This window comes from Paenibacillus sp. FSL K6-0108 (assembly GCF_045040695.1).
Lineage (GTDB): Bacteria > Bacillota > Bacilli > Paenibacillales > Paenibacillaceae > Paenibacillus > Paenibacillus pabuli_B.
In genome coordinates this window covers 4,580,683-4,600,669 of sequence record NZ_CP150288.1, presented here as the reverse complement: position 1 = coordinate 4,600,669, position 19,987 = coordinate 4,580,683, and the positions used below count along the sequence as shown (strand labels likewise).

The 19,987-nt window shown below is 44.5% G+C and carries 18 protein-coding genes and 1 riboswitch; of the genes, 14 read left to right on the top strand and 4 right to left on the bottom strand.

The annotated features are described in order from the left end of the window. The first annotated feature begins 92 nt into the window (after positions 1-92). From MHB49_RS20640 to MHB49_RS20630, 3 genes are read left to right on the top strand one after another with little or no spacing between them, the layout of a single operon-like run. Positions 93-1,307: a hypothetical protein gene (locus tag MHB49_RS20640; protein ID WP_247897992.1), complete on the top strand. Its 1,215-nt coding sequence runs from the start codon at positions 93-95 to the stop codon at positions 1,305-1,307. Next, a complete protein-coding gene (locus MHB49_RS20635; RefSeq protein ID WP_063562821.1) occupies positions 1,300-1,998 on the top strand; it encodes a response regulator transcription factor in 699 nt (232 codons plus the stop codon). The genes MHB49_RS20640 and MHB49_RS20635 overlap by 8 nt, the downstream gene beginning before the upstream one ends. Further along, positions 1,995-3,500 carry a sensor histidine kinase gene (locus tag MHB49_RS20630; RefSeq protein ID WP_405152815.1) on the top strand — a complete coding sequence of 502 codons (1,506 nt, stop codon included), beginning with the start codon at positions 1,995-1,997 and terminating at the stop codon, positions 3,498-3,500. Before MHB49_RS20635 ends, MHB49_RS20630 begins: the two co-directional genes overlap by 4 nt. Positions 3,501-3,602: 102 nt before the next feature. On the opposite strand, the gene MHB49_RS20625 is transcribed toward MHB49_RS20630, so the two are convergent. Further along, positions 3,603-4,829: a glucose-1-phosphate adenylyltransferase gene (locus MHB49_RS20625; protein ID WP_405152814.1), complete on the bottom strand. Its 1,227-nt coding sequence runs from the start codon at positions 4,827-4,829 to the stop codon at positions 3,603-3,605. 194 nt (positions 4,830-5,023) lie between these two features. On the opposite strand from MHB49_RS20625, the gene glgB reads away from it, so the two are divergent. The 3 genes from glgB (at position 5,024) to MHB49_RS20610 (ending at position 8,952) form a co-directional block, all read left to right on the top strand. Then, on the top strand, positions 5,024-7,045 hold the full coding sequence (glgB, locus tag MHB49_RS20620) for a 1,4-alpha-glucan branching protein GlgB (protein WP_405152813.1): 2,022 nt from the start codon (positions 5,024-5,026) through the stop codon (positions 7,043-7,045). After that, entirely contained in the window at positions 7,042-8,484 is a 1,443-nt protein-coding gene (gene glgA / locus MHB49_RS20615; RefSeq protein WP_405152812.1) for a glycogen synthase GlgA, read from the top strand. The genes glgB and glgA overlap by 4 nt, the downstream gene beginning before the upstream one ends. 282 nt (positions 8,485-8,766) lie before the next feature. Then, positions 8,767-8,952, top strand: a complete 186-nt coding sequence (locus MHB49_RS20610) for a hypothetical protein (protein ID WP_405152811.1) — start codon at positions 8,767-8,769, stop codon at positions 8,950-8,952. 276 nt (positions 8,953-9,228) lie between these two features. On the opposite strand, the gene MHB49_RS20605 is transcribed toward MHB49_RS20610, so the two are convergent. Both MHB49_RS20605 and MHB49_RS20600 read right to left on the bottom strand, forming a co-directional pair. Beyond that, positions 9,229-10,980: an alpha-glycosidase gene (locus MHB49_RS20605; protein ID WP_405152810.1), complete on the bottom strand. Its 1,752-nt coding sequence runs from the start codon at positions 10,978-10,980 to the stop codon at positions 9,229-9,231. Between the two features lie 243 nt (positions 10,981-11,223). Continuing rightward, positions 11,224-12,399, bottom strand: a complete 1,176-nt coding sequence (locus MHB49_RS20600) for a M20 family metallopeptidase (RefSeq protein WP_405152809.1) — start codon at positions 12,397-12,399, stop codon at positions 11,224-11,226. Positions 12,400-12,580: 181 nt separating this feature from the next. Here MHB49_RS20600 and MHB49_RS20595 point away from each other — a divergent pair, with 181 nt between their 5' ends. The 3 genes from MHB49_RS20595 to MHB49_RS20585 all read left to right on the top strand — a co-directional run bounded on the left by MHB49_RS20595 (position 12,581) and on the right by MHB49_RS20585 (position 15,884). Beyond that, a complete protein-coding gene (locus tag MHB49_RS20595; protein ID WP_405152808.1) occupies positions 12,581-14,038 on the top strand; it encodes an ABC transporter substrate-binding protein/permease in 1,458 nt (485 codons plus the stop codon). Further along, positions 14,025-14,747, top strand: coding sequence for an amino acid ABC transporter ATP-binding protein (locus tag MHB49_RS20590; protein ID WP_405152807.1), 723 nt, complete (start codon positions 14,025-14,027; stop codon positions 14,745-14,747). The genes MHB49_RS20595 and MHB49_RS20590 overlap by 14 nt, the downstream gene beginning before the upstream one ends. 285 nt (positions 14,748-15,032) lie before the next feature. Next, positions 15,033-15,228: riboswitch (cyclic di-AMP (ydaO/yuaA leader) on the top strand. A 2-nt stretch (positions 15,229-15,230) separates the two neighbouring features. Then, the gene (locus tag MHB49_RS20585; RefSeq protein WP_247897983.1) at positions 15,231-15,884 is read left to right on the top strand and encodes a 3D domain-containing protein; all 654 of its coding nucleotides are present in this window, start codon (positions 15,231-15,233) and stop codon (positions 15,882-15,884) included. Between the two features lie 132 nt (positions 15,885-16,016). Here MHB49_RS20585 and MHB49_RS20580 read toward each other — a convergent pair whose 3' ends face one another. Next, the gene (locus MHB49_RS20580; protein ID WP_405152806.1) at positions 16,017-16,805 is read right to left on the bottom strand and encodes a polysaccharide deacetylase family protein; all 789 of its coding nucleotides are present in this window, start codon (positions 16,803-16,805) and stop codon (positions 16,017-16,019) included. Between the two features lie 153 nt (positions 16,806-16,958). On the opposite strand from MHB49_RS20580, the gene MHB49_RS20575 reads away from it, so the two are divergent. The 5 genes from MHB49_RS20575 (at position 16,959) to MHB49_RS20555 (ending at position 19,889) form a co-directional block, all read left to right on the top strand. Then, on the top strand, positions 16,959-17,303 hold the full coding sequence (locus MHB49_RS20575) for a hypothetical protein (protein WP_405152805.1): 345 nt from the start codon (positions 16,959-16,961) through the stop codon (positions 17,301-17,303). A 129-nt stretch (positions 17,304-17,432) separates the two neighbouring features. Continuing rightward, on the top strand, positions 17,433-18,104 hold the full coding sequence (locus MHB49_RS20570; protein ID WP_090899779.1) for a PspA/IM30 family protein: 672 nt from the start codon (positions 17,433-17,435) through the stop codon (positions 18,102-18,104). A gap of 95 nt (positions 18,105-18,199) precedes the next feature. Next, positions 18,200-18,601, top strand: coding sequence for a DUF350 domain-containing protein (locus tag MHB49_RS20565; RefSeq protein ID WP_090899776.1), 402 nt, complete (start codon positions 18,200-18,202; stop codon positions 18,599-18,601). 23 nt (positions 18,602-18,624) lie between these two features. Further along, on the top strand, positions 18,625-19,131 hold the full coding sequence (locus tag MHB49_RS20560; RefSeq protein WP_247897980.1) for a DUF4178 domain-containing protein: 507 nt from the start codon (positions 18,625-18,627) through the stop codon (positions 19,129-19,131). 11 nt (positions 19,132-19,142) lie between these two features. Continuing rightward, complete coding sequence (locus MHB49_RS20555; RefSeq protein ID WP_405152804.1) at positions 19,143-19,889, top strand: DUF4247 domain-containing protein; 747 nt, start codon at positions 19,143-19,145, stop codon at positions 19,887-19,889. Positions 19,890-19,987 lie beyond the last annotated feature (98 nt).

Here is a 19,987-nt window from a genome sequence, read left to right as displayed (position 1 = left end):
GGTGGGGGCGCCTCTTAGCGGGGGGAGCAGTAAGTATCTTGCTCGGTTCAGTCCTTAGCGGATGTACTGTTATAAGCGACCCTAAGGGTTTGATGAGAAAACCAATGATGTCTACAGACAAGGAAAAATTATTAAATGTGGTTCAGCGGGAACAGCCACCCGAAAGCAAATTGATTCGCCCCAAAGACATGAATAATACCAGTATGATTCGTGTTGAAGACCTGAATGGAGATGGTACTCGGGAAGCCATCGTTTTCTATGAGACCCCGAATGAGAACGTGCGAATTCATGGCATGTTATTGGAGGAGCAGGGAGATTCATGGGTTAAGAAGTTGACATTCGATGTTCCGGGAAATGAACTGCAATCGTTCAAAGTATTGGACATTACCAATGATGGGAATCCGGATATTATCTTGGGCGTAAGTTTACAGGAACAGAAAGCGCTAACTGCCTATTCTTATAAAGCTGGAGCACTTGAACAAGTGTTGGGTGGTGTTCCTTATAATCAATATATTATAGATGATGTTCAAGGGAACACCCTCGATCTAAACGGGGACAAGAAAAATGATTTCGCAATCGTATCCCTGAACAATAGCGGATTTGCATCTATTGCGTTATATCAGTACGACGACGGAAGTTTTAAGGAAGTTGATAGAATGCAGACGGACTACACTGTGAAAGAGATATATAATGCTCTCGGTGGTCAGATTGCCAAAGATAAAGTGGGTATTGTACTGGATTCAGAGCTGGATGACCGAAGTACATTTTCACAGATCATATACGTAAAAGATAATAAGTTAGTGAATGCTTTTAAATCGCCTGATCAGACCTACAGAGATGACAAAATTTTAAGCGGTGATGTCGACAATGATGGTATTATTGAGTTTGGCTTGAAGGAAACGCCTAAAGGCTGGGAGCATTACGTATTTGATTCCCGGATGTGGTTCTATACTTTTTATCAATGGGATGGCAAGGATGATAAGAAATTTGTCTCATTTCAATATCGGGATGATGCTGATTTATTCCACTTGAATCTAAAGGCGGAGTGGTATGGGAAGATTACCATTGATACCAAGTCAGAAAAAGAAAAATACATCCGTTTTAAAATGATTGATACCGATGAAACCGTAGGTGAAATAAAATATTTCACGCTTTCTCAGTGGGAACAGGAAAAAGGAAAAAGTTGGAAAGAGATTACCCGGACGAATGATCGGGTCATTGCTTTCCGCGGTGCACAACTGGATGCCGATGGTGGATTGCTTGACAATATACCGCAACTGAATAGAAAGGAAGAACTTAATGAGTAAAGTACTTATTCTAGAGGATGAAGAATCCATCCGCAGTTTTATTGTTATTAATTTGAAGAGAAACGGGTTCGAAGTACTCGAAGCAGGAGATGGACACGAGGCGCTTCGTATTTTGCAGTCCGTACCAGATATCGACTTGGCTTTGCTGGATGTTATGGTTCCTGGAATTGACGGATTCGAAGTGTGTCGTCGAATTCGTGAAACGAATGAACGTTTGGGGATTATTTTCCTTACAGCCAAAGTACAGGAGCAGGACAAGGTATATGCGCTGTCCGTTGGAGCAGACGATCATGTAAGTAAGCCGTTTAGCCCAACCGAGCTGATTGCACGTATACAATCTTTGCTACGCCGGGTGAACGTTCACCGGGAGACAGCTGCCAAGGTTACATTCCAATCTGGTCCATTTTCTTTGGATCTGATTTCCAAGCAATTCAAGAAGCAAAATGAATTAATTGAGCTAACACCAACTGAATTTTCTTTGATTCAATTTTTTCTGGAAAAAGAAAATACACCGCTTAGTCGAGATGTGCTGCTGGACCACGTATGGGGCAAAGAATATATGGGTGATCCCAAAATCGTGGACGTAAACATTCGCCGCTTGCGCCAGAAAATTGAGAACAATCCTTCCGAACCTGAATACCTGCAGACTGTGTGGGGTCACGGTTACAAATGGAAGGGCCGGGATCAATGATCAAAAAAGGCATCACACGGCAGATTGTACTACATTACTTCATTGTAGTTTTTCTGGCTCTGCTGTTGGTGGAATTCGTATTTATGCTGGCGGTGCAACGATATTATTATGAGAGCATCTACAATACAATCAGTACCCATATCTCCAATTCGAAGGATTTTTTTGAGCCTCTAGCTCGTGAGAGTAATTCGGAAGATGGGAATAATCTTTCCAGACTACTTGTTAATTTGGAATTATCTAATACAGAACTTGAGATTCTGGATCTGAAAGGTCATGTGTTAGCGAGTTCGACTGCTTTTGAATCTGACCGGGCCGTGCTGCAAACGAGTGATATTCAACAGGCGTTGAATGGCAGTATGGGACGTTGGGTAGGCAGACAACCAGGTACAGGAGAGCAGGTCATGGCCGTTTCCCACAAGTTTGATCTGGGCGGCGAAAATACGTATGTTATTCGATACCTAACATCACTCGAAAATGTGAATTCCAAGTTATTGTTCATGGGGATGCTTGCGATTGCAGTAGGTGTTGGCGTACTGGCAATTGTCTTGATCATCAGTATAGGTATGGCCAATTCCATTGTACGACCGATTAACAACATTACGGCGGTGTCCGCTCAAATGGCTCGAGGACGTTTGGATGTGAGAGTTAAGGGCAACTACAAACATGAATTAGGTGAACTGGCATCTACTCTAAATTTTATGGCACATGAAATTGTGCGCAGCAATCAGATCAAAGACGATTTTATTTCTTCCATTTCTCATGAATTGCGAACGCCCCTGACCAGTATTAAAGGTTGGAGTGAGACGTTGGACTCCGGTGGATACGATCCGGATGAAACGAGAATTGGAATGAGTATTATCTCTAAAGAAACGGAGCGTCTGATCGGACTTGTAGAAGAGATGCTCGATTTCTCCAAATTGCAGCAAAATCAGATGAAGTTGGTAAAAGGAACCGTCAGCATTCGTGAGATTGTTCAGGAAACCATGTTAAATGTTTGGGCAAAAGCTGAGCAAAAACAGATACATCTCAAGTTGGAAAGCGATGAAAATCGGGCTTTCAATGTTTTTGGGGATGGTAACAGACTTAAACAAGTCTTTCTTAATCTGGTTGATAATGCGATTAAATTTTCTCATGAAAATTCGTGGATTTTCCTTTCTGTTAAAGAAGAGAAGGGGCAGATCATAGCTGCTGTCCAGGATACCGGTATTGGAATCAGTGAAGAACATCTTATCAAAGTACGTGACCGGTTCTTCCAGGTGAATCACCAAAACGGGGGAACAGGGCTGGGTCTTGCCATTACGCAGGAACTTGTGGAACTGCATGAGGGTACAATCACAATTCAGAGTGAGCTTGGATCGGGAACGACGGTTACCGTTTCTCTGCCAGCATTACCTGAGGAAGAGGCAGTGACAGGTGAAGCTCCCAAGCATGATAGTGACTCTAAAGAAGTACAGGAGACACAAGAACATCAGACAAAGTCCGATAAGGAAAAAGAAATATAATCCCTTGTTGGCAACGTTAAGGATCCGTATAGCGTTTAAAATAATATCGAGATCTAACACACCAAAAAGGCGAGCCATATATGGCTCGCCTTTTCTTAATAATTATGAAGAGAGTTCACCTGCGCGAAGACGCCCGCTTTTTTCATAAACATCTTTCAGCATACGTACAGGTTGTGTGCGTACAGCAGGTTTGGCGGAGACAATTTCATTAGGTCCGACAACCATGATTTCATCCGCCGTGCCTTTGACAATGGCACCGTCTTTAATAATGGCACCTTCACCGATAATGGCGCGTTCGATATGAACACCGCGACCCACACGAGCATTTGGCATAATCACGCTGTCTTTTACCTCAGAACCTTTACCAACTTCGGCTCCGCAGAAAACAACAGAACGTTCAGCACGGCCATCAATGGCGCAAGATTCATGGATCATGGATTGCAGAAGCTCACCACGCGTCTGACGTGCTTTATAAGCACTCGGTTTAGTTCTCCAGTCACGAGTAAACATCGGCCAATCTTCTTTGTGTAGACTCCAGTTTTCATCGTTATGAAGCAGATCCATGTGTGCATCCCATAAGCTCTTCACGGTACCCACGTCTTTCCAATAACCATTGAAGTTATATACGAAGAGAGGGGTATTCTCATTCAACATTTGTGGAATCACATCTTTGCCGAAGTCATGGCTGGAATCCGGATTGGCGGCATCTTCAAGCAGGTGGCGCTTCAGGTATTCCCATTTGAACATGTAAATGCCCATGGAAGCGAGATTGCTTTTCGGTTCGGCCGGTTTCTCGGCAAATTCGGTAACTCTTAGATTCTCATCAGCTGCCATAATGCCGAAGCGATGCGCTTCCTCCCAAGGAACCTCCATAACGGAAATCGTCGCTACGGCTTCATTAGCTGTATGAGCTTCCAGCATTTCACGATAATTCATATGATAGATATGGTCGCCCGACAAAATTAGAACATTTTCGGGGTTTTGTTGGTCAATATAGTCCATATTTTTATAAATAGCATCCGCAGTTCCCAAGTATTCGTCATTTCCTGTATGATAAGATGGAAGTAAGGAAATTCCTGCCTCACTTGAAGTACCATGTCCCCAAGGTTCTCCTCCACCAATGTGATCATGTAATGAATCAGCTTGATACTGCGTCAGAACACCTACGGTGTCAATTCCTGAGTTTACGCAGTTGCTGAGAGGAAAATCGATAATCCGGTAGTGCCCGCCAAACGGTACAGCGGGTTTTGCGATACTTGAGGTTAAAGGGTTTAATCTTTTCCCTTCTCCTCCCGCCAACAGCATAGCGATGCAATCTTTCTTAAACATAATCGTTTCCCTCCCAAAATTTTTGTGCAGTGTAGTACATACTTAACGCAATGCGGAGCTATTGAAACGATGTATATTGTGAAAATCCTGAAAAATTACAACATTTTTTTACACACCGCATTTTTCTTTTCAACTTGGCTAGAATGGGGTAATGGTTACTGTTATATCTATTTTCTGGAGAAGAAGGTGATCTCTTGGCCATTCAACCATTGACAAACCCGGAAATATCGCCGGAGCATATTTATTTGTATCATGAAGGAAACCTTCATCACAGTTATCGAATATTGGGCGCACAGCCTGCGATCGAAGATCATCGTCAGGGATATCGCTTTACCGTGTGGGCTCCGAATGCCAAAGAAGTCGGGTTAGCGCTTGATCGTAATGATTGGAAAGGTGAACAGGAACCATTATATAAGATACCCGATTCTGGATTTTGGAGTCGTTTTATTCCGGAAATTAGTGAAGGAACTTTATACAAATTCCGTATATTAACGGAAGACGGTACCGAATTGCTAAAAGCCGATCCTTATGCTTTCCAGGCGGAAGTTCGTCCGCGTACGGCATCTGTCACCAGCTCCATAGAAGGTTATAAATGGAATGATGGCGCCTGGAGACGCAAACAACGAGGTGTGTATAACAAACCTCTACATATTTATGAGATGCATGCTGGAACCTGGAAACGGAAAGAAGACGGTACACTCTACAATTATCGTGAACTTGCGGACTTGCTTGTTCCTTATTTATTGGAGATGAATTATACCCATGTTGAGATGATGCCCCTGAGCGAACATCCTTACGACCTTTCGTGGGGGTATCAAAACACAGGATTTTATGCTCCAACCAGCCGTTACGGACATCCTAAAGATCTGATGTATCTGGTGGATACCCTTCATCAAGCAGGAATAGGCGTATTGCTTGATTGGGTCCCTGCACATTTTGCCAAAGATGCCCATGGTTTGCGATTATTTGATGGAACACCTTTGTATGAATATGCAGATCCGCTGTTAGCAGAGAGACCAGGATGGGGTACACTCAGCTTTGACTATTCCAAACCCGAGATTCGTTCATTTTTGATCTCTAATGCGTTGTACTGGATGGAGATGTACCATTTCGACGGACTTCGGGTCGATGCCGTAACCAGTATGCTTAAGCTGGATTTCGAAAAGCAGCCAGGACAATATCGTACGAATAACGAAGGTGGCCTGGAAAACAAGGAAGCTGTTGCTTTTTTGCAGCAGTTGAATGAAACGGTCTTCAAGTACTTTCCCTATGCACTGATGATGGCAGAGGAATCCAGTGCATGGCCGATGGTTACTTCGCCAGTAGATCAGGGTGGATTGGGATTTAACTATAAATGGAATATGGGTTGGATGAACGATACACTTGACTACATGAAATCGGATTTTCACGAGCGCCCTTCCAAACATCATTTGCTGACATTCCCTGTCGTATACTCCTTTGCTGAAAATTACGTGCTTCCTCTGTCACATGACGAGGTCGTTCATGGCAAAAAGTCGCTCCTGGACAAGATGCCTGGAACATACGAGCAGAAGTTTGCCGGCATGCGTGCCTTCATGGGGTACTTTATGACATTCCCAGGCAAAAAACTGCTGTTTATGGGTGGAGAATTCGGCCAGTTTATTGAATGGAAAGATGAAGATCAACTGGACTGGTTTTTGCTGAACTACGACAGTCACCGTAAACTCCACAAGTTTGAACGGGATCTATCTGGGTTATACTTGGGCGAAAAAGCTTTATGGGAGCTTGATCATTCCTTTGATGGTTATGAATGGATCACTCCGGATGATCAGGCCCAAAGTGTCATTTCATATGTGCGCAAAGGAAAAAAACCTGCGGATACACTCCTTGTGCTCATTAACTTTCAGCCGGTCAAGCGGGAGCGTTACCGGATTGGTGTCATGCGTCCCGGTATGTATACCGAAGTTCTGAACAGTGATCATTCCGATTACGGCGGATCAGGCATTATCAATGATATGCAGCTTACTACAGAAAAGATTCCTTTTCATGGGCAACCACATAGTCTGGAAGTTGTTTTGCCACCGCTAAGTGTAGTTATTTTAAAAAAGAACACACGTCGGAAAACGGATGTATTGCCCCTTGAAGCTCAATCCGTTAAAGCAAAAGCCAACACAACTAAAACCAGTAAAACAAAAGATAGCACAACAGTAAAACCCAAAAGGAGGACGAAGGCATGAATATTCTATTTGCTGCGGCTGAAGTACATCCATTTATCAAAACAGGAGGTCTTGCTGACGTCATCGGAGCATTGCCACAAGCATTAAAGAAAAATGGGGCAGATGTTCGTGTTATTTTACCCAAATACAAAAGCATACCGGATGAGTATAAAGCGGCGATGGACCCTGTCATCACGACAGATGTCCCTCTTGGCTGGCGCAGACCTTATTGTGGAATAGAGATGCTGGTCCATGACGGGATTCCTGTCTACTTTGTAGACAATGAATACTATTTTGGCCGGGATGGCGTGTATGGGTATATGGATGACGGGGAGCGCTTTGCCTTCTTTAATCGTGCTGTTCTCGAAGTGTTGCCGCAAATTGAGTTCAAGCCAGATGTACTGCACAGTCACGATTGGCATGCAGGAATGATTCCTTTATTACTGGAGGCTCACTATGCTCATAATGCCTTTTATAGTGAAATGAGAACGGTTTTTACGATACATAACCTGTTATATCAAGGTGTGTTTCCACATGATTTATTCAGTGATTTGCTTGAGCTGGATGATCGGTATTTCACGGCAGATGGGGCAGAATATTATGGCAATGTCAATTTCCTGAAAGCAGGAGTGGTTTTTGCGGATCATGTAACGACCGTGAGTCCTACCTACGCCAAGGAAGTACAAACCTCCTATTATGGATATGGTCTGGATGGATTGCTCAGTTCATTGGGGGATCGTTTTAGCGGGATTGTCAACGGTATTGATACCAAGAGTTACAACCCGGCAGCGGACAATAAAATTGCAGTAAAATACAGAACCAGCCTGTCCAAGAAAATCGAGAACAAGATTGAGCTGCAGAAAGAATTAGGATTGCCTGTACGTCCCGATGCTCCACTTATGGTGATGGTTACAAGGCTTGTGGATTCCAAAGGTCTGGATCTGGTATGTCGTGTATTGGATGAATTATTGTACTATGATGATATTCAATTTGCAGTATTGGGTACGGGGGATCCGGCTTATGAGCACTGGTTCCGTGAGGCGGCTAATCGTTATCCGTTGAAAATGTCTGCCCAGATTACATTCAATGATGGGTTATCCCGCCGATTCTATGCAGGCAGTGACCTGTTCCTGATGCCATCGAGGTTCGAGCCATGTGGCATTAGCCAGTTGCTTGCACTCCGTTATGGCAGTGTACCCCTTGTCCGGGAAACAGGGGGTCTGAACGATACGGTGCAGGCATACAATGAATTCAGCGGTGAGGGGAATGGATTCTCTTTCACAAGTTTTAATGCCCATGACATGATGAACACCATTCGCCGTGCTGAGGGATTTTACCGTCAGCCAGAACACTGGAAAAAGATCGTGAAAAATGCAATGAGCGGAGACTACAGCTGGAACGTCTCAGCTGAAGAGTATATGGATATTTATCGCCGCATAACGCTTGAATCTGTGAAATAGATTTGCACAAATCAGCCGCAGTATATTCGTACTGTGGCTTTTTTTGTACGATCATAAGGAGGAGGCGAATTTAAAATGAACAACATTAATTTTTACCTCTACTTACAATCCTAATTTGCAGGCTTTAAGCAGTGCCGACGGGTGTCATGCTGTCAAAATGAATGAAATGTTTGGCCAGATCATGGGTAATATCGCCTCTGTGCGATCCACCTTGACAGACAGGCTTAAGGAATTTTGCTCCCGGAGATGGAAGCGATCAGACAGCACAGATCAAAGCTTTTTTTGACTCGGCAGAGGAATCCCGCTCGAAATGTCGTCATAAGAAACAATAAGCTTCATCACTTGGGAGAAGAGCCGATTGCAGTTCGGAGTCATTTGGTTTTTGTGGTGATTCGTGAGAATGACTGTTACCGCTATCTTGGGGATGGCACCCTGGTCAAGGGAACATGGCGGACAACAGGTAAATAATATGTCTACAGTCGGTGTATCGGTTTTGAAGGCGCATTTGTAATCTCCAATGTATTTAAGGATATTAAACTTACGTCTGTTATGTCAGTATCTTTCCTTCCTTCCCAATATAATCCTAACTGCCGGAGAGAAACATCATAAGAGATAACATGCTGATGGTTGCAGCAAGTGCGACGGGATGTTATCTCTTTGGCGCAAGTCCCTTTACAAATGGGAAAAACATATTCGTTATCAATCAAAGGGTCATTTAATATTTCAGGAATTTTCTGGCGCGTATTAACATGGTTCCAATTGTCTATACAAAATACGGTATCCATAAGGATCAAGTTTAATATTCATCATGCCATTGGTGGGAACAACAGCATCTTCGGTTAAGGCATCCTTCCAGTCCTTGGTTTCCATTGGATGTGACAGGGTACGTTCTTGCGGAGTATTGTTCATCCACACCGTAAAGTGAAGAGTGTCATCCATACGTTCATATATGATGCATGGATCGTTGTGATCGGCCTTCAGAAAACGGAAGCGGCCTTTGCGCAGAGCCTCATTACTTTTCCGCAAATCAATCATCAGACGGTAGAAGTCATAAAGCTCCTGATCTTGCTTGGCAGGATCCCATTGCATGCATTTACGACAATCCGGATCACCTTCTCCACGTATACCAACCTCATCCCCATAGAATATACAGGGCGTACCAATATAAGTGAAAAGAAACACAACCGACAATTTTAATCTGCGTTTGTCTTCTCCAGCCCGAGTAAGCAGACGTGGGGTGTCATGACTGCACAGCATGTTGAAGATGACTTCATTGGTTTGTTGAGGGTAACGCATAATGAGCGATCCCATTTCGTTAGCGAAGTTATAACCATCCATAGAACCACAGAAGAACTCAAGCACCTTGTCAGCAAAAGGGTAGTTCATCACGGAATCAAATTGATCTCCCATGAGCCAGGTCAGGGAATCACTCCATACTTCACCTACAATATAGGCCTCTGGATTAGCACTTTTGACTACTTTGCGGAAGTCACGCCAGAAATGGTTATCCACCTCATTTGCAACATCAAGTCGCCAACCGTCGAGTTTAATCTCCTTGATCCAGTATTCAGCCACATCAAGCAAATAGTCTTTTACTTCGGGATTGGCGGTATTGAACTTCGGCATATTGCCATAAAACCCAAATGTATCGTAGGTTGGAATACCATCCTTGATCTGTACGGGATATTCATTGATATGGAACCAGTCTGCGTATTTGGAATTTTTACCGTTCTTCAGTACATCCTGAAAAGGAGGGAAGTCTTCGCTGCAATGGTTAAAAACCGCGTCAAGCATGACCCGGATTCCACGGCGATGACATTGTTCCGCCACTTCTTTGAGTAGCTCATTATCCCCGAAATGAGGATCAACTTTTTTATAATCAACGGTATCGTATTTATGGTAGGAGTTTGCTTGAAACAGAGGAGTAAAGTAAATGGCATTAACACCGAGCTTCGTCAGATCATCCAGGTGATTGAGCACCCCCTGCAGGTCTCCGCCAAAGTAGTTATCCAGTTCAGGTTTACCACCCCATTCCTGGGTTCCTTCAGGATTCAGGTCGGGATTGCCATTGGCAAACCTTTCGGTCATGATTTGGTAGAACACGGCTTCTTTGGCCCATTCCGGAACCTTAAATACATCAATTTCATGGATGTAGGAAAATTCATAATATCCTCCGGTAGGATATGGCTGAGCATAGTGAATTCCGTTATCAGCCAGATATATATTGTCGGTGCCAGCGGTAATGCGGAAGATGTAAGTCAGGCGCTTGTATTTGGGCTTAACAGCAGTTTCCCAGTAATCAAACATACTGTCGGAAGCCGCTTTCTCCAGTTGAATTTCCTTATAGGTTCCATTCCAATCATATTTATCACCAGTCAGTGCAGTCACATATTGCACATCGTTTCTCTTCGTTCGTACACGCAGGTGAATCGTCGAGGGATTATAAGCATAGGCCCATTTATCGCGGGGAACGTGATACATCGCTTCGAGCAGCATGACAACACCTCCTGAACTCAAGATACAGTTATAGCTATAAATAACCAAGTTAGAGAGCATATGAACCATAAGTACGGCCGCTAAATGTAAGAATTTCAACATTTTTCAATGTTTTCTTTTCACAGCATCTCCAGCTTGTGTCCGTATATACGTACTTATCAAAACAAAAAGGATGCTCCTCAGGACCTGAAAAGCAGGTTAAGAGGAACACCCTAGATGAATATACAGCAGTTTACGAAAAACTTAGCGACTGGCTTGCTTAAACTCTGTTTGAATGGTTTGCAGCAGCCCAGGCTGTGTAAGAACATCATAAGCAGTTGCAGCAATTGCCTTGGCTCCAAGGATCATACCATCCAGGGCCCGTTCCTGAAGCGCCAGATCACGGAATTCAATGGAATGAAGCGTATGAACTTCGTCCACAACACGGATATACGGATGGATTGCAGGACATCGCAAGGATACGTTACCGATATCCATGGAACCATGGTCGTTGCCACTGACGATCTCCTCTTGTGAAATGCCAAGTTCAAGCAGGTTAGCACTGAAAGCAGCGGATAACGATTCATTCGTGACCATCTCATCATAGGATGTCTCGTAATTGGATGTCACAAGCCGGCATCCGGTTTGCAGAGCAGAACCTTCCGCAATCTGAATTACACGTTGAGTGAGAATATTCAACTCTTTTCTCGTCGAGGCACGTACATAGAATTGAGCAGAAGCGTAGTCAGGAATGATGTTGGCTGCCTGTCCTCCGCTATTGATAACCCCGTGGATACGAACCGTACTTTTCACTTGTTGACGGAACGCATTAATACCATTAAACGTCTGGATAACCGCATCCAGGGCATTGATGCCTTCATGTGGACTTGCGGCAGCATGCGAAGATTTCCCATGGAATTCAAATTGTACGGCATCAATAGCCAGGGAGCTGCCAGATTTCTCATACGCGTAATACGGGTGCGCCATCAGTGCGATATCACAGTCATCGAATAAACCCGCTTCAGCCATAGGCACTTTGGCGCCACGCGTTTCTTCCGCCGGTGTACCAAACACTTTCAATGTTCCGCCCACTTCATTGAGTATGGACTTCAGACCTACCGCAGCTCCGAGGCTCATCATGCAGATCAGATGGTGCCCACAAGCATGACCGATTTCTGGTAGTGCATCATATTCACATAACAGGGCAATCGTCGGGCCTGGCTTGGATGCAGCATACGTACCAATGAATGCGGTCTCCAAGCCAAGAACAGGAGCTTCTACGGAAAAACCATGGTAGGCGAGTTCTTCTTTTAACCGTGCAGAAGCAAGGTATTCTTCATTCCCAAGTTCGGGATTCGCACCAATGTATGATGAAATCTCTTTAAAACGGGAAGCATATTGATCAATTACAGTTAAAATTTGTGTTTTGGTATATGTCATGGTGGACTCCTTAAGCAAAAATGAAAATAATTCAATAATTATATCATAGTTGCGGTTATTTTTCAGAAACTAGTCAGGATTTGTAATGTCGAAATGCATTGCATAATCATGCATTCTACTTTATAATGACTCAGGCATCAACAACAGAAAGCATACAAAGTATTATAAGGGGAGAACAGGGTTGAAATTGATTAGTCGTTACACCATGATGCTGCTAGCTTTTGTGGTATTGCTAACTACGGTTGCTCCTGTTGCGTTGGCAACGGGAACTACAGGCAATTCAGGCAGTAAAAAGCTGGTGCTCGGTACAAGTGCCGATTTTGCACCATATGAATTCCATAAAGTCATTGATGGTAAAGACCAAATCGTCGGATTTGATATTTCGATTGCTAAAGAAATTGCTGCCGATCTTGGCGCAGAACTTGTAATAGAGGATATGGGTTTTGACGGACTTCTTCCTGCGTTGCAGAGTGGTCGTGTGGATATGGTCATCTCGGGTATGACACCAACGGATGAACGTAAACAAAGCATCGACTTCTCCGATACCTATTATAAATCAAAGCAAGTCATCATGATTCGCAATGCGGATAAAGATAAATATCCAACCATGGCTGATCTGGAGAATGAAAAAATTGGAGTACAAAAAGGCTCCATTCAGGAAACGATTGGTCAGGGAATCCCAGGGGCAAAACTGACAGCACTGGATAAAATATCCGATATCGTGCTGCAATTGCAAACCAATCGTGTAAATGCTGCGATCGTTGAAGATACGGTAGCTGCCGGTTATCTCGATGATATTATTGGACTAGCTCCGGCTATTCCGGATGAAGAGCAGGCCGAAGCGGCAATCGGGATTCGTAAGGGCAATACAGAATTGCTGAATGCAGTGAACGGAACGCTCAAACGTCTGAAAAGCGAAAATAAAATCGATCAGATGGTCACTGAAGCAAGCCAGTTGATGGCAGAGAAGAGTAAACAAAACATTTTCGAAGTATTCTGGCAGTACAAAAGCTTCTATGCAACAGGTGTGGGCTACACCCTCTTACTGTCTGCACTGGGTGTAATCTTCGGGGTCATTATCGGTTTGATCATCTGTCTGTTCCGTCTGCATGACATCGCCATTTTGCGCTGGATCGGAACAGCTTATGTTGAGGTCATTCGTGGTACGCCCATGCTGGTGCAATTGATGATTATCTATTACGGTGTTTCATTGACTTTTGGGATTAATTTCTCGGCTCTTCAGGCGGGGATTATAACACTGTCCATTAATAGTGGTGCCTATCTTGCCGAGATTTTCCGCGCTGGTATACAGGGTGTGGATCGCGGCCAACTGGAAGCAGCTCGTTCACTGGGGATGGGAAGAGGTGCGGCCATGCGTTTCATCGTGCTCCCACAGGCGTTCAAAGCGGTGTTGCCGGCGATCGGTAATGAGTTCGTGACCATTATCAAGGAATCCTCCATTATCTCGGTTATCGGTATGGTGGACATTATGTACCAGGCAAGTGTGGTCAAAAATATTACGTATCAAGGGATGAATCCATTCCTGATTGCGGCAGCCATCTACTTTGTGCTGACGTTCATTTTGTCCAAACTGCTGGGTCGACTGGAAAGGAAGTTGGGTGCAAGTGATAGACGTTAGACAATTATATAAATCCTATGATAAGAACGAAGTGCTCAAAGGCATTAACGTAACGATTGGAAAAGGCGAGGTTGTCGTGGTCATCGGTCCGTCCGGATCGGGGAAAAGTACCTTTTTGCGTTGTCTGAACTTACTGGAACAGCCTACTTCCGGTGAGATTAACTTTGAGGGAGTTTCGATCACTGACCCGAAACATAACATTAATGAAACTCGTGAAAAAATGGGGATGGTATTCCAGCATTTCAATCTGTTTCCGCACAAAACGGTGCAGCAGAACATTACGATTGCTCCGATTAAAGTGAAGAAACAGCCTGCACACGAAGCGGAACAAATCTGTGCAGATTTGCTCAAGACGGTTGGCCTCTCTGACAAAAAAGACGCCTATCCAAATCAGCTGTCCGGCGGACAAAAACAACGGATCGCTATTGCAAGAGCTCTTGCGATGCAGCCGCATGTCATGCTGTTTGACGAGCCTACCTCTGCACTGGACCCTGAAATGGTCGGCGAAGTACTGGATGTCATGAAGCGGCTTGCAGAGGGCGGAATGACCATGGTAATTGTAACGCATGAGATGGGCTTCGCACGCGAAGTGGGTGACCGCATCCTGTTTATGGATGGCGGGGTTATTGTAGAGGAAGGAACGCCTGCTGAAGTGTTCGGTGAGCCCAAGCATGCACGTACACGTGACTTCCTCGCTAAAGTGCTCTAATACATCCGAGTTATTAAGGATGAAGATCAGGATGAAATTGCAAAATCTGTACTTTGGATGAGAATTTCATCCCCTCAACCATCCCTGTCGACAGCCCGTCGGCAGGGATGGTTTTGTTATGTAAGGATACGCACAGATTTACATAAAAAGTAACGTTTCTGTCATCAACGATATAAGCTTAAATAGACATTTTTTTGAAAAAAACCGCTTAAATTCAGCCTAAATTTGAAATGAATTAGCCAGATGGTAACATTTACTACGACTCTTGGTTACAAAATTGTGATATATTTGTTCCTGCCGAAACTTCCGGAGTTGGGAGTGTGGGGGATGTAACGATGCAGAGTGTGCTTGGGGAAGAATCATTTGCACACGGCTTGGGGTGAATTAGGGCTACATAATTTTTAATGTAATTGAACCTATAGGGTGGTTTCCTCCATCCGAATCCGACAACTAACTTCGCAGGCATAATGAGGGAGGAAGACCATGATTAACAAGAAACGTATAGCCAAAACAGCAACAGCTTTGCTGACAGCAGCAATGCTCATTCAGGCCGTTCCGGCTCATGCCGATTCAGTTCATGTGGCCAAAGAAGGGGATACCTTCTACACCTTATCCAAACAATATGGAGTCGGGCTTAACGCACTTATTAAAGCTAACAATGACATTTCTGCTTACAACATTTATGGTGGTTTGAAAATTACGATTCCAGGTAAAACAACGAATACAGCTTCTGCTGCAGCTAAAACGGTAACCGCCGCAAGTCTTGATGTAAATTCGGATAGCAAGGTTGTACAGGCATGGGGAAAAACGTTTGATTACAGCAAAACTGTCGATGTAAAGGCAACAGCATACTCTTCTGATGCTTCCGAAAATGGAGGATGGGGTGCTGTGGATTACTTCGGTAATCCGCTTGAATTGGGTACCATTGCGGTAGACCCAAGTATCATTCCATTGGGTACAAAGGTACTTGTGACTGGTCATACACATCCAGGACTGCCAAAGCAGGCATTTGTCGCTACGGCCCGTGATGTGGGCAGCGCCATTAAAGGTCACAAGATCGATATCTTTATTCCTGGCAGCAAGCAATCTGTGAGCACATTTGGTATTCAGGATGTTGAACTTTACATTTTGAAATAAAATTAAAATGGAGCTGCACATTATCATAAGTGACTCCAATTAAATCTAAATTAAACACAAAAGGGTGTTCTCCAATCATGATTATGTGATTGAAGAACCCCCTTTTTAATATCCGCATTCTGGCATCTGATTCTATTTACCCTTTGGCAGTTCCAGCATTTCGTCCAAAGTTACCAGCTCGTACCCGCGGTTTCGCAATTCTTCGATGACTTCAGGCAACGCCTCGATAGAGCCACTCAGCTTCGAGCCGACACCGCCCCCTGCATGCTGCAGAACAATGGAACCTGGTTTAACAGCCGAGAGGATGTTTTTTTTAACTTCTTCTTTGGAGAGGCCCTTCCAGTCCAGAGAATCGACGTTCCAGTTCACGATGCTGTAATGTTGTTTGGCCGCCCATTGCAGCTGCTGCTCGTTAATATCGCCATAGGGTGGACGAATCATTTTGGGTGTGTAACCCGCCAGATTACGAATAATATCCCCGGTATGTAAGATCTGTTTGCGAAATGCATTCATGGACAGCTTACTGAATTCCGGGTGATTGTAGCTGTGATTGCCAACAATGTGCCCTTCCTTCACCATGCGTTTCACCAAATCCGGATGTTTCTCAGCGCGATGTCCCACAATGAAAAACGTAGCCCGTACCTTATATTTTTTTAAAATATCCAGTACCTGCGGGGTGAACCGAGGATCAGGTACGTCATCAAAAGTCAGTGCGACCTTTTTTGTTGAGGGACCATTGGTTTTAAATGTATCCGCATATTTCTGTCTGAGCTGTCCCAGTGTCAGCTGTTCCTCGTCGGAAGAATTAGACTTCGAAGCAGGTTCGGTTTGAGGGCTTGAATAAGCCCATAATTGAGCAGGAGCGTAACTTCCTCCCAGAAGCATGACCATGATGGATAACATGATGAGGCGTATACGCATGTTAGTGCCTCCTTTTCCCAAATTGCGTTCTCTTTGGTATGCCCGCGTCTTTCCGTATTTATGCATGATGTGAGATGTTTCATTGCTGACTCATCAAATCGGAGCCATAATTCCACCATATATATTACATATCAAAAGGACAGGTGGAGCAGGATGAGTACATACAACTTAAATTCCGTTCGTTTACAGGTGATTGAGGCTGGAGAAGATAAAGTTTTTATGATAACTGGAGGAAGATCACATATTGGGGCAGTAGCGACATTTTATCCGGATCGTGAACGGGTGAATGGGGCTACGGTGCATATTCCAGGGCATAAAGAGCAAGAACTGTGTGAGAGACTCGCACGCAGGGCTGCCTTGCATTTGAAGGTAACGGTAACAGTAATCATGGGAATTCACTTTGATGCCATTACGCGGATGCAGATTGATGAGATTGTGCAGACTTCAGAGAAGCTGCTTGATGAGGAGTTGTTCCAAACGGGTCGACTGATTCAATAGTTTAATTTGCGTTAAGTAGGCTTAAATCGTTTTTTATAATTTTTTTTGTTAAAATTGAAACGAGTAGAACACTGCCACGTATGTATGATTATATACAAGGATGAACTATCGACTAGGAGGAATACCATAATGTCCATTTTCAAACGATTACGCGATTTAACAATGTCTAACATTAACTCCATTATTGACAAGGCAGAAGATCCGATCAAAATGACGGATCAATACATCCGGGATATGCAGGAAGATCTTGAAGATGCGGAGAAAGCTGTAGCTGCACAGATCGCCATTGAGAAGAAATTCAAGCAGCTGTTTGAAGAACAGGAAGCCCTCGTGAAGAAACGTGAGGAGCAAGCACATACAGCAGCGCGTGCACAGAATATGGATTTGGCCCGTCGGGCACTGGAAGAGAAAAAAGTGGCTGAAGAGAAGATGGCCGAATACAAAACAAGCTATGACCAAAACAAGGCTTCTGCCGATAACCTTCGTGGCAAGCTGGACGAAATGCGCAAACAATTGACCCAAATGAAAAACAAACGTGAAACATTGGTTGCGCGCTATAACGCTGCAAAAGCCCAAACCGAAATCAACAAGGCGCTGAACGGATTTAGCTCCGATACAGCAAGTGCCGGCATGAAGCGTATGGAAGAGAAAATGATGCAGATGGAAGCTCAGGCCGAAGCCAGCAATGAGATGTCGTCCAAAGGTAAATCGCTGGATGATGAGTTCGAGAAGCTGGGCAAGGATCAGGCTGTTGAGGATGAACTGGCGGCATTGATGAAGCAATACGAAAATAAGAACTAAACCTTGTAAGCAAGCAGGGGCACCAGCGGAGGAGAGACCAGCGTTTCTCCTTCGCTTTTAATTGCGGTTCATGTTGAAATGTGGGGGCTATGTAGATGGATTTGAACATTTTGGCAATGCTGGTCTGGACGTTATCGGGTTCGGTTTTGCTGTTTGTCTTGATGTATGTGGATTCTTTATTCACAAAGTATAAGGATTTTGCCGAAGTGAAGGCTGGCAATATGGCCGTTACGACACGTATGGTTATGAAGCTGTTTGCTCAGGGATATGTACTCGCGACCTCCATATCGACAGCGGGTCACCTTGGAGAAGCGTTGCTTGTATCCGTTGTTTCCTTTGTCATTTTGCTGATTCTGGAGAGTGTGGTTCACTTTATGATTCGGAGATGGGCCAACCTCGATCTGGATACGGGAATACAGCAGGGTAAGACGGGTTACGGATTGTTCTCGGGTGCACTTCATATCGTTGGCGCATTAATTATTGCAGCTTGTTTATAAGATAAGGAACAGGAGTAATGGGCATGAGTATGTGGAAACGGATTAAAGGAATAATAGCCAAACCTGAACCGCCCCAGGTAGAGAAAACAATGCTTCAGCTGGCACCTGGTGATATCTGTGAGGTATCGCTGGTCACCTATGAAGTTGTTGGACGGGTACATCATCGAACACGGAATGCAGCTGTCCTCACGTTGCAGGATGGTACGGCAATCCGACATTTGCATATTGAAGAACGGGAAATGACCCGGTATGCCCTCTATACACCAATTGATGGTCGTCTCGATGCACCAGACGAGGTGCCAACGTTGCTGGATCTGGATGGACGTGCGTATCATTTGGAGGAAGAATACGGAGGAATGGTAACCACTGCAGGCAGGACACCCTATGGTCAGGCTGGGGAACAATTAGTATGGCAATATCAGTCTGATGATCACATGCTTTTACGTGTGGAGTGGCAAGACAGAAGATTTACGTTGTATGAGGGTGAGTCCATCCTTCCTGCGGATATCAAAGTGATTCGTTCGAGCTAGGAGAGGTTCCAATGGAAAAGCGCTTGGCACATGGATTAAAATTAATGCTTGTCCTCAGCCTTGTGATGTCGCTGCTGTCCGCGTGCGGAGCACCTTCGGTTCAGGACACATATCCGCTTGAATCGGTCAGCGGCAGTGGTAACACGACATCCTATGTGTATCGAGCTGCCGATCGTACCGTTCCAGAGGTCGCTCGGGAATTATCTGAACAGCGGAAACCGGACCAGATATCGGCGGAAAATACAGAGCGGATGTTCCTGGTGTATCAGGATCAGTATTATCATTTGCAGCAAGACCCGAATAAAGCGGAAGATACTTTGGTTGAGGTGGATTCCAAGGAATATGTTCGGCAGAATTATGATTCGTCCTTTTTGCAAGGGTACTTAACCGCAACATTGATTGGGAATTTGTTTGATTCTTTTGGAGGTAGAGGTTCTGGTACGTATCGGGGTTATACGAACAAGGACACATACAAACCAAGGGAAGGTTCCTATCGGACACCGACGAGCAGCGATAAAAAGGCTGCTCCGCCGATAACCGTTGACCGGAAGGGATCGATTACCCGGCGTGGCAGTGACAAGGATACGAGCGTTGGCTCGGGCGGAGGGCTATTCAGCCGAAACAAGGAACAAAGCAAAGGCACAATTGATCGTAATAAAAGCAGTGGTGGCCTTGGAGGATTGTTTGATTCACCGAAGAGCTCTTATAAAAAGCCAAAGACGAGGGTTGGCGGCGGCAGAATTATGAGGCGTAGATAGCAAGCACTACGCATGAATGAGGCCGCAATATTAAATCATTCGCAGAAGAACAGTGAAAAGGTATGGTGGAGAGCAAGCTCTGCCATAGAAATTACCTT

Coding starts and splice junctions, on each gene's coding strand:
- MHB49_RS20560 (WP_247897980.1), top strand. CDS start 18,625: ATGAGTATGTGGAAACGGATTAAAGGAATAATAGCCAAACCTGAACCG.
- MHB49_RS20605 (WP_405152810.1), bottom strand. CDS start 10,980: ATGCTGCTCGAAGCGATGTATCACGTTCCCCGCGATAAATGGGCCTAT.
- MHB49_RS20575 (WP_405152805.1), top strand. CDS start 16,959: ATGAGTACATACAACTTAAATTCCGTTCGTTTACAGGTGATTGAGGCT.
- MHB49_RS20630 (WP_405152815.1), top strand. CDS start 1,995: ATGATCAAAAAAGGCATCACACGGCAGATTGTACTACATTACTTCATT.
- MHB49_RS20580 (WP_405152806.1), bottom strand. CDS start 16,805: ATGCGTATACGCCTCATCATGTTATCCATCATGGTCATGCTTCTGGGA.
- MHB49_RS20625 (WP_405152814.1), bottom strand. CDS start 4,829: ATGTTTAAGAAAGATTGCATCGCTATGCTGTTGGCGGGAGGAGAAGGG.
- MHB49_RS20570 (WP_090899779.1), top strand. CDS start 17,433: ATGTCCATTTTCAAACGATTACGCGATTTAACAATGTCTAACATTAAC.
- glgA (WP_405152812.1), top strand. CDS start 7,042: ATGAATATTCTATTTGCTGCGGCTGAAGTACATCCATTTATCAAAACA.
- MHB49_RS20635 (WP_063562821.1), top strand. CDS start 1,300: ATGAGTAAAGTACTTATTCTAGAGGATGAAGAATCCATCCGCAGTTTT.
- MHB49_RS20555 (WP_405152804.1), top strand. CDS start 19,143: ATGGAAAAGCGCTTGGCACATGGATTAAAATTAATGCTTGTCCTCAGC.
- MHB49_RS20640 (WP_247897992.1), top strand. CDS start 93: ATGAGAAAACCAATGATGTCTACAGACAAGGAAAAATTATTAAATGTG.
- MHB49_RS20585 (WP_247897983.1), top strand. CDS start 15,231: ATGATTAACAAGAAACGTATAGCCAAAACAGCAACAGCTTTGCTGACA.
- MHB49_RS20600 (WP_405152809.1), bottom strand. CDS start 12,399: ATGACATATACCAAAACACAAATTTTAACTGTAATTGATCAATATGCT.
- MHB49_RS20565 (WP_090899776.1), top strand. CDS start 18,200: ATGGATTTGAACATTTTGGCAATGCTGGTCTGGACGTTATCGGGTTCG.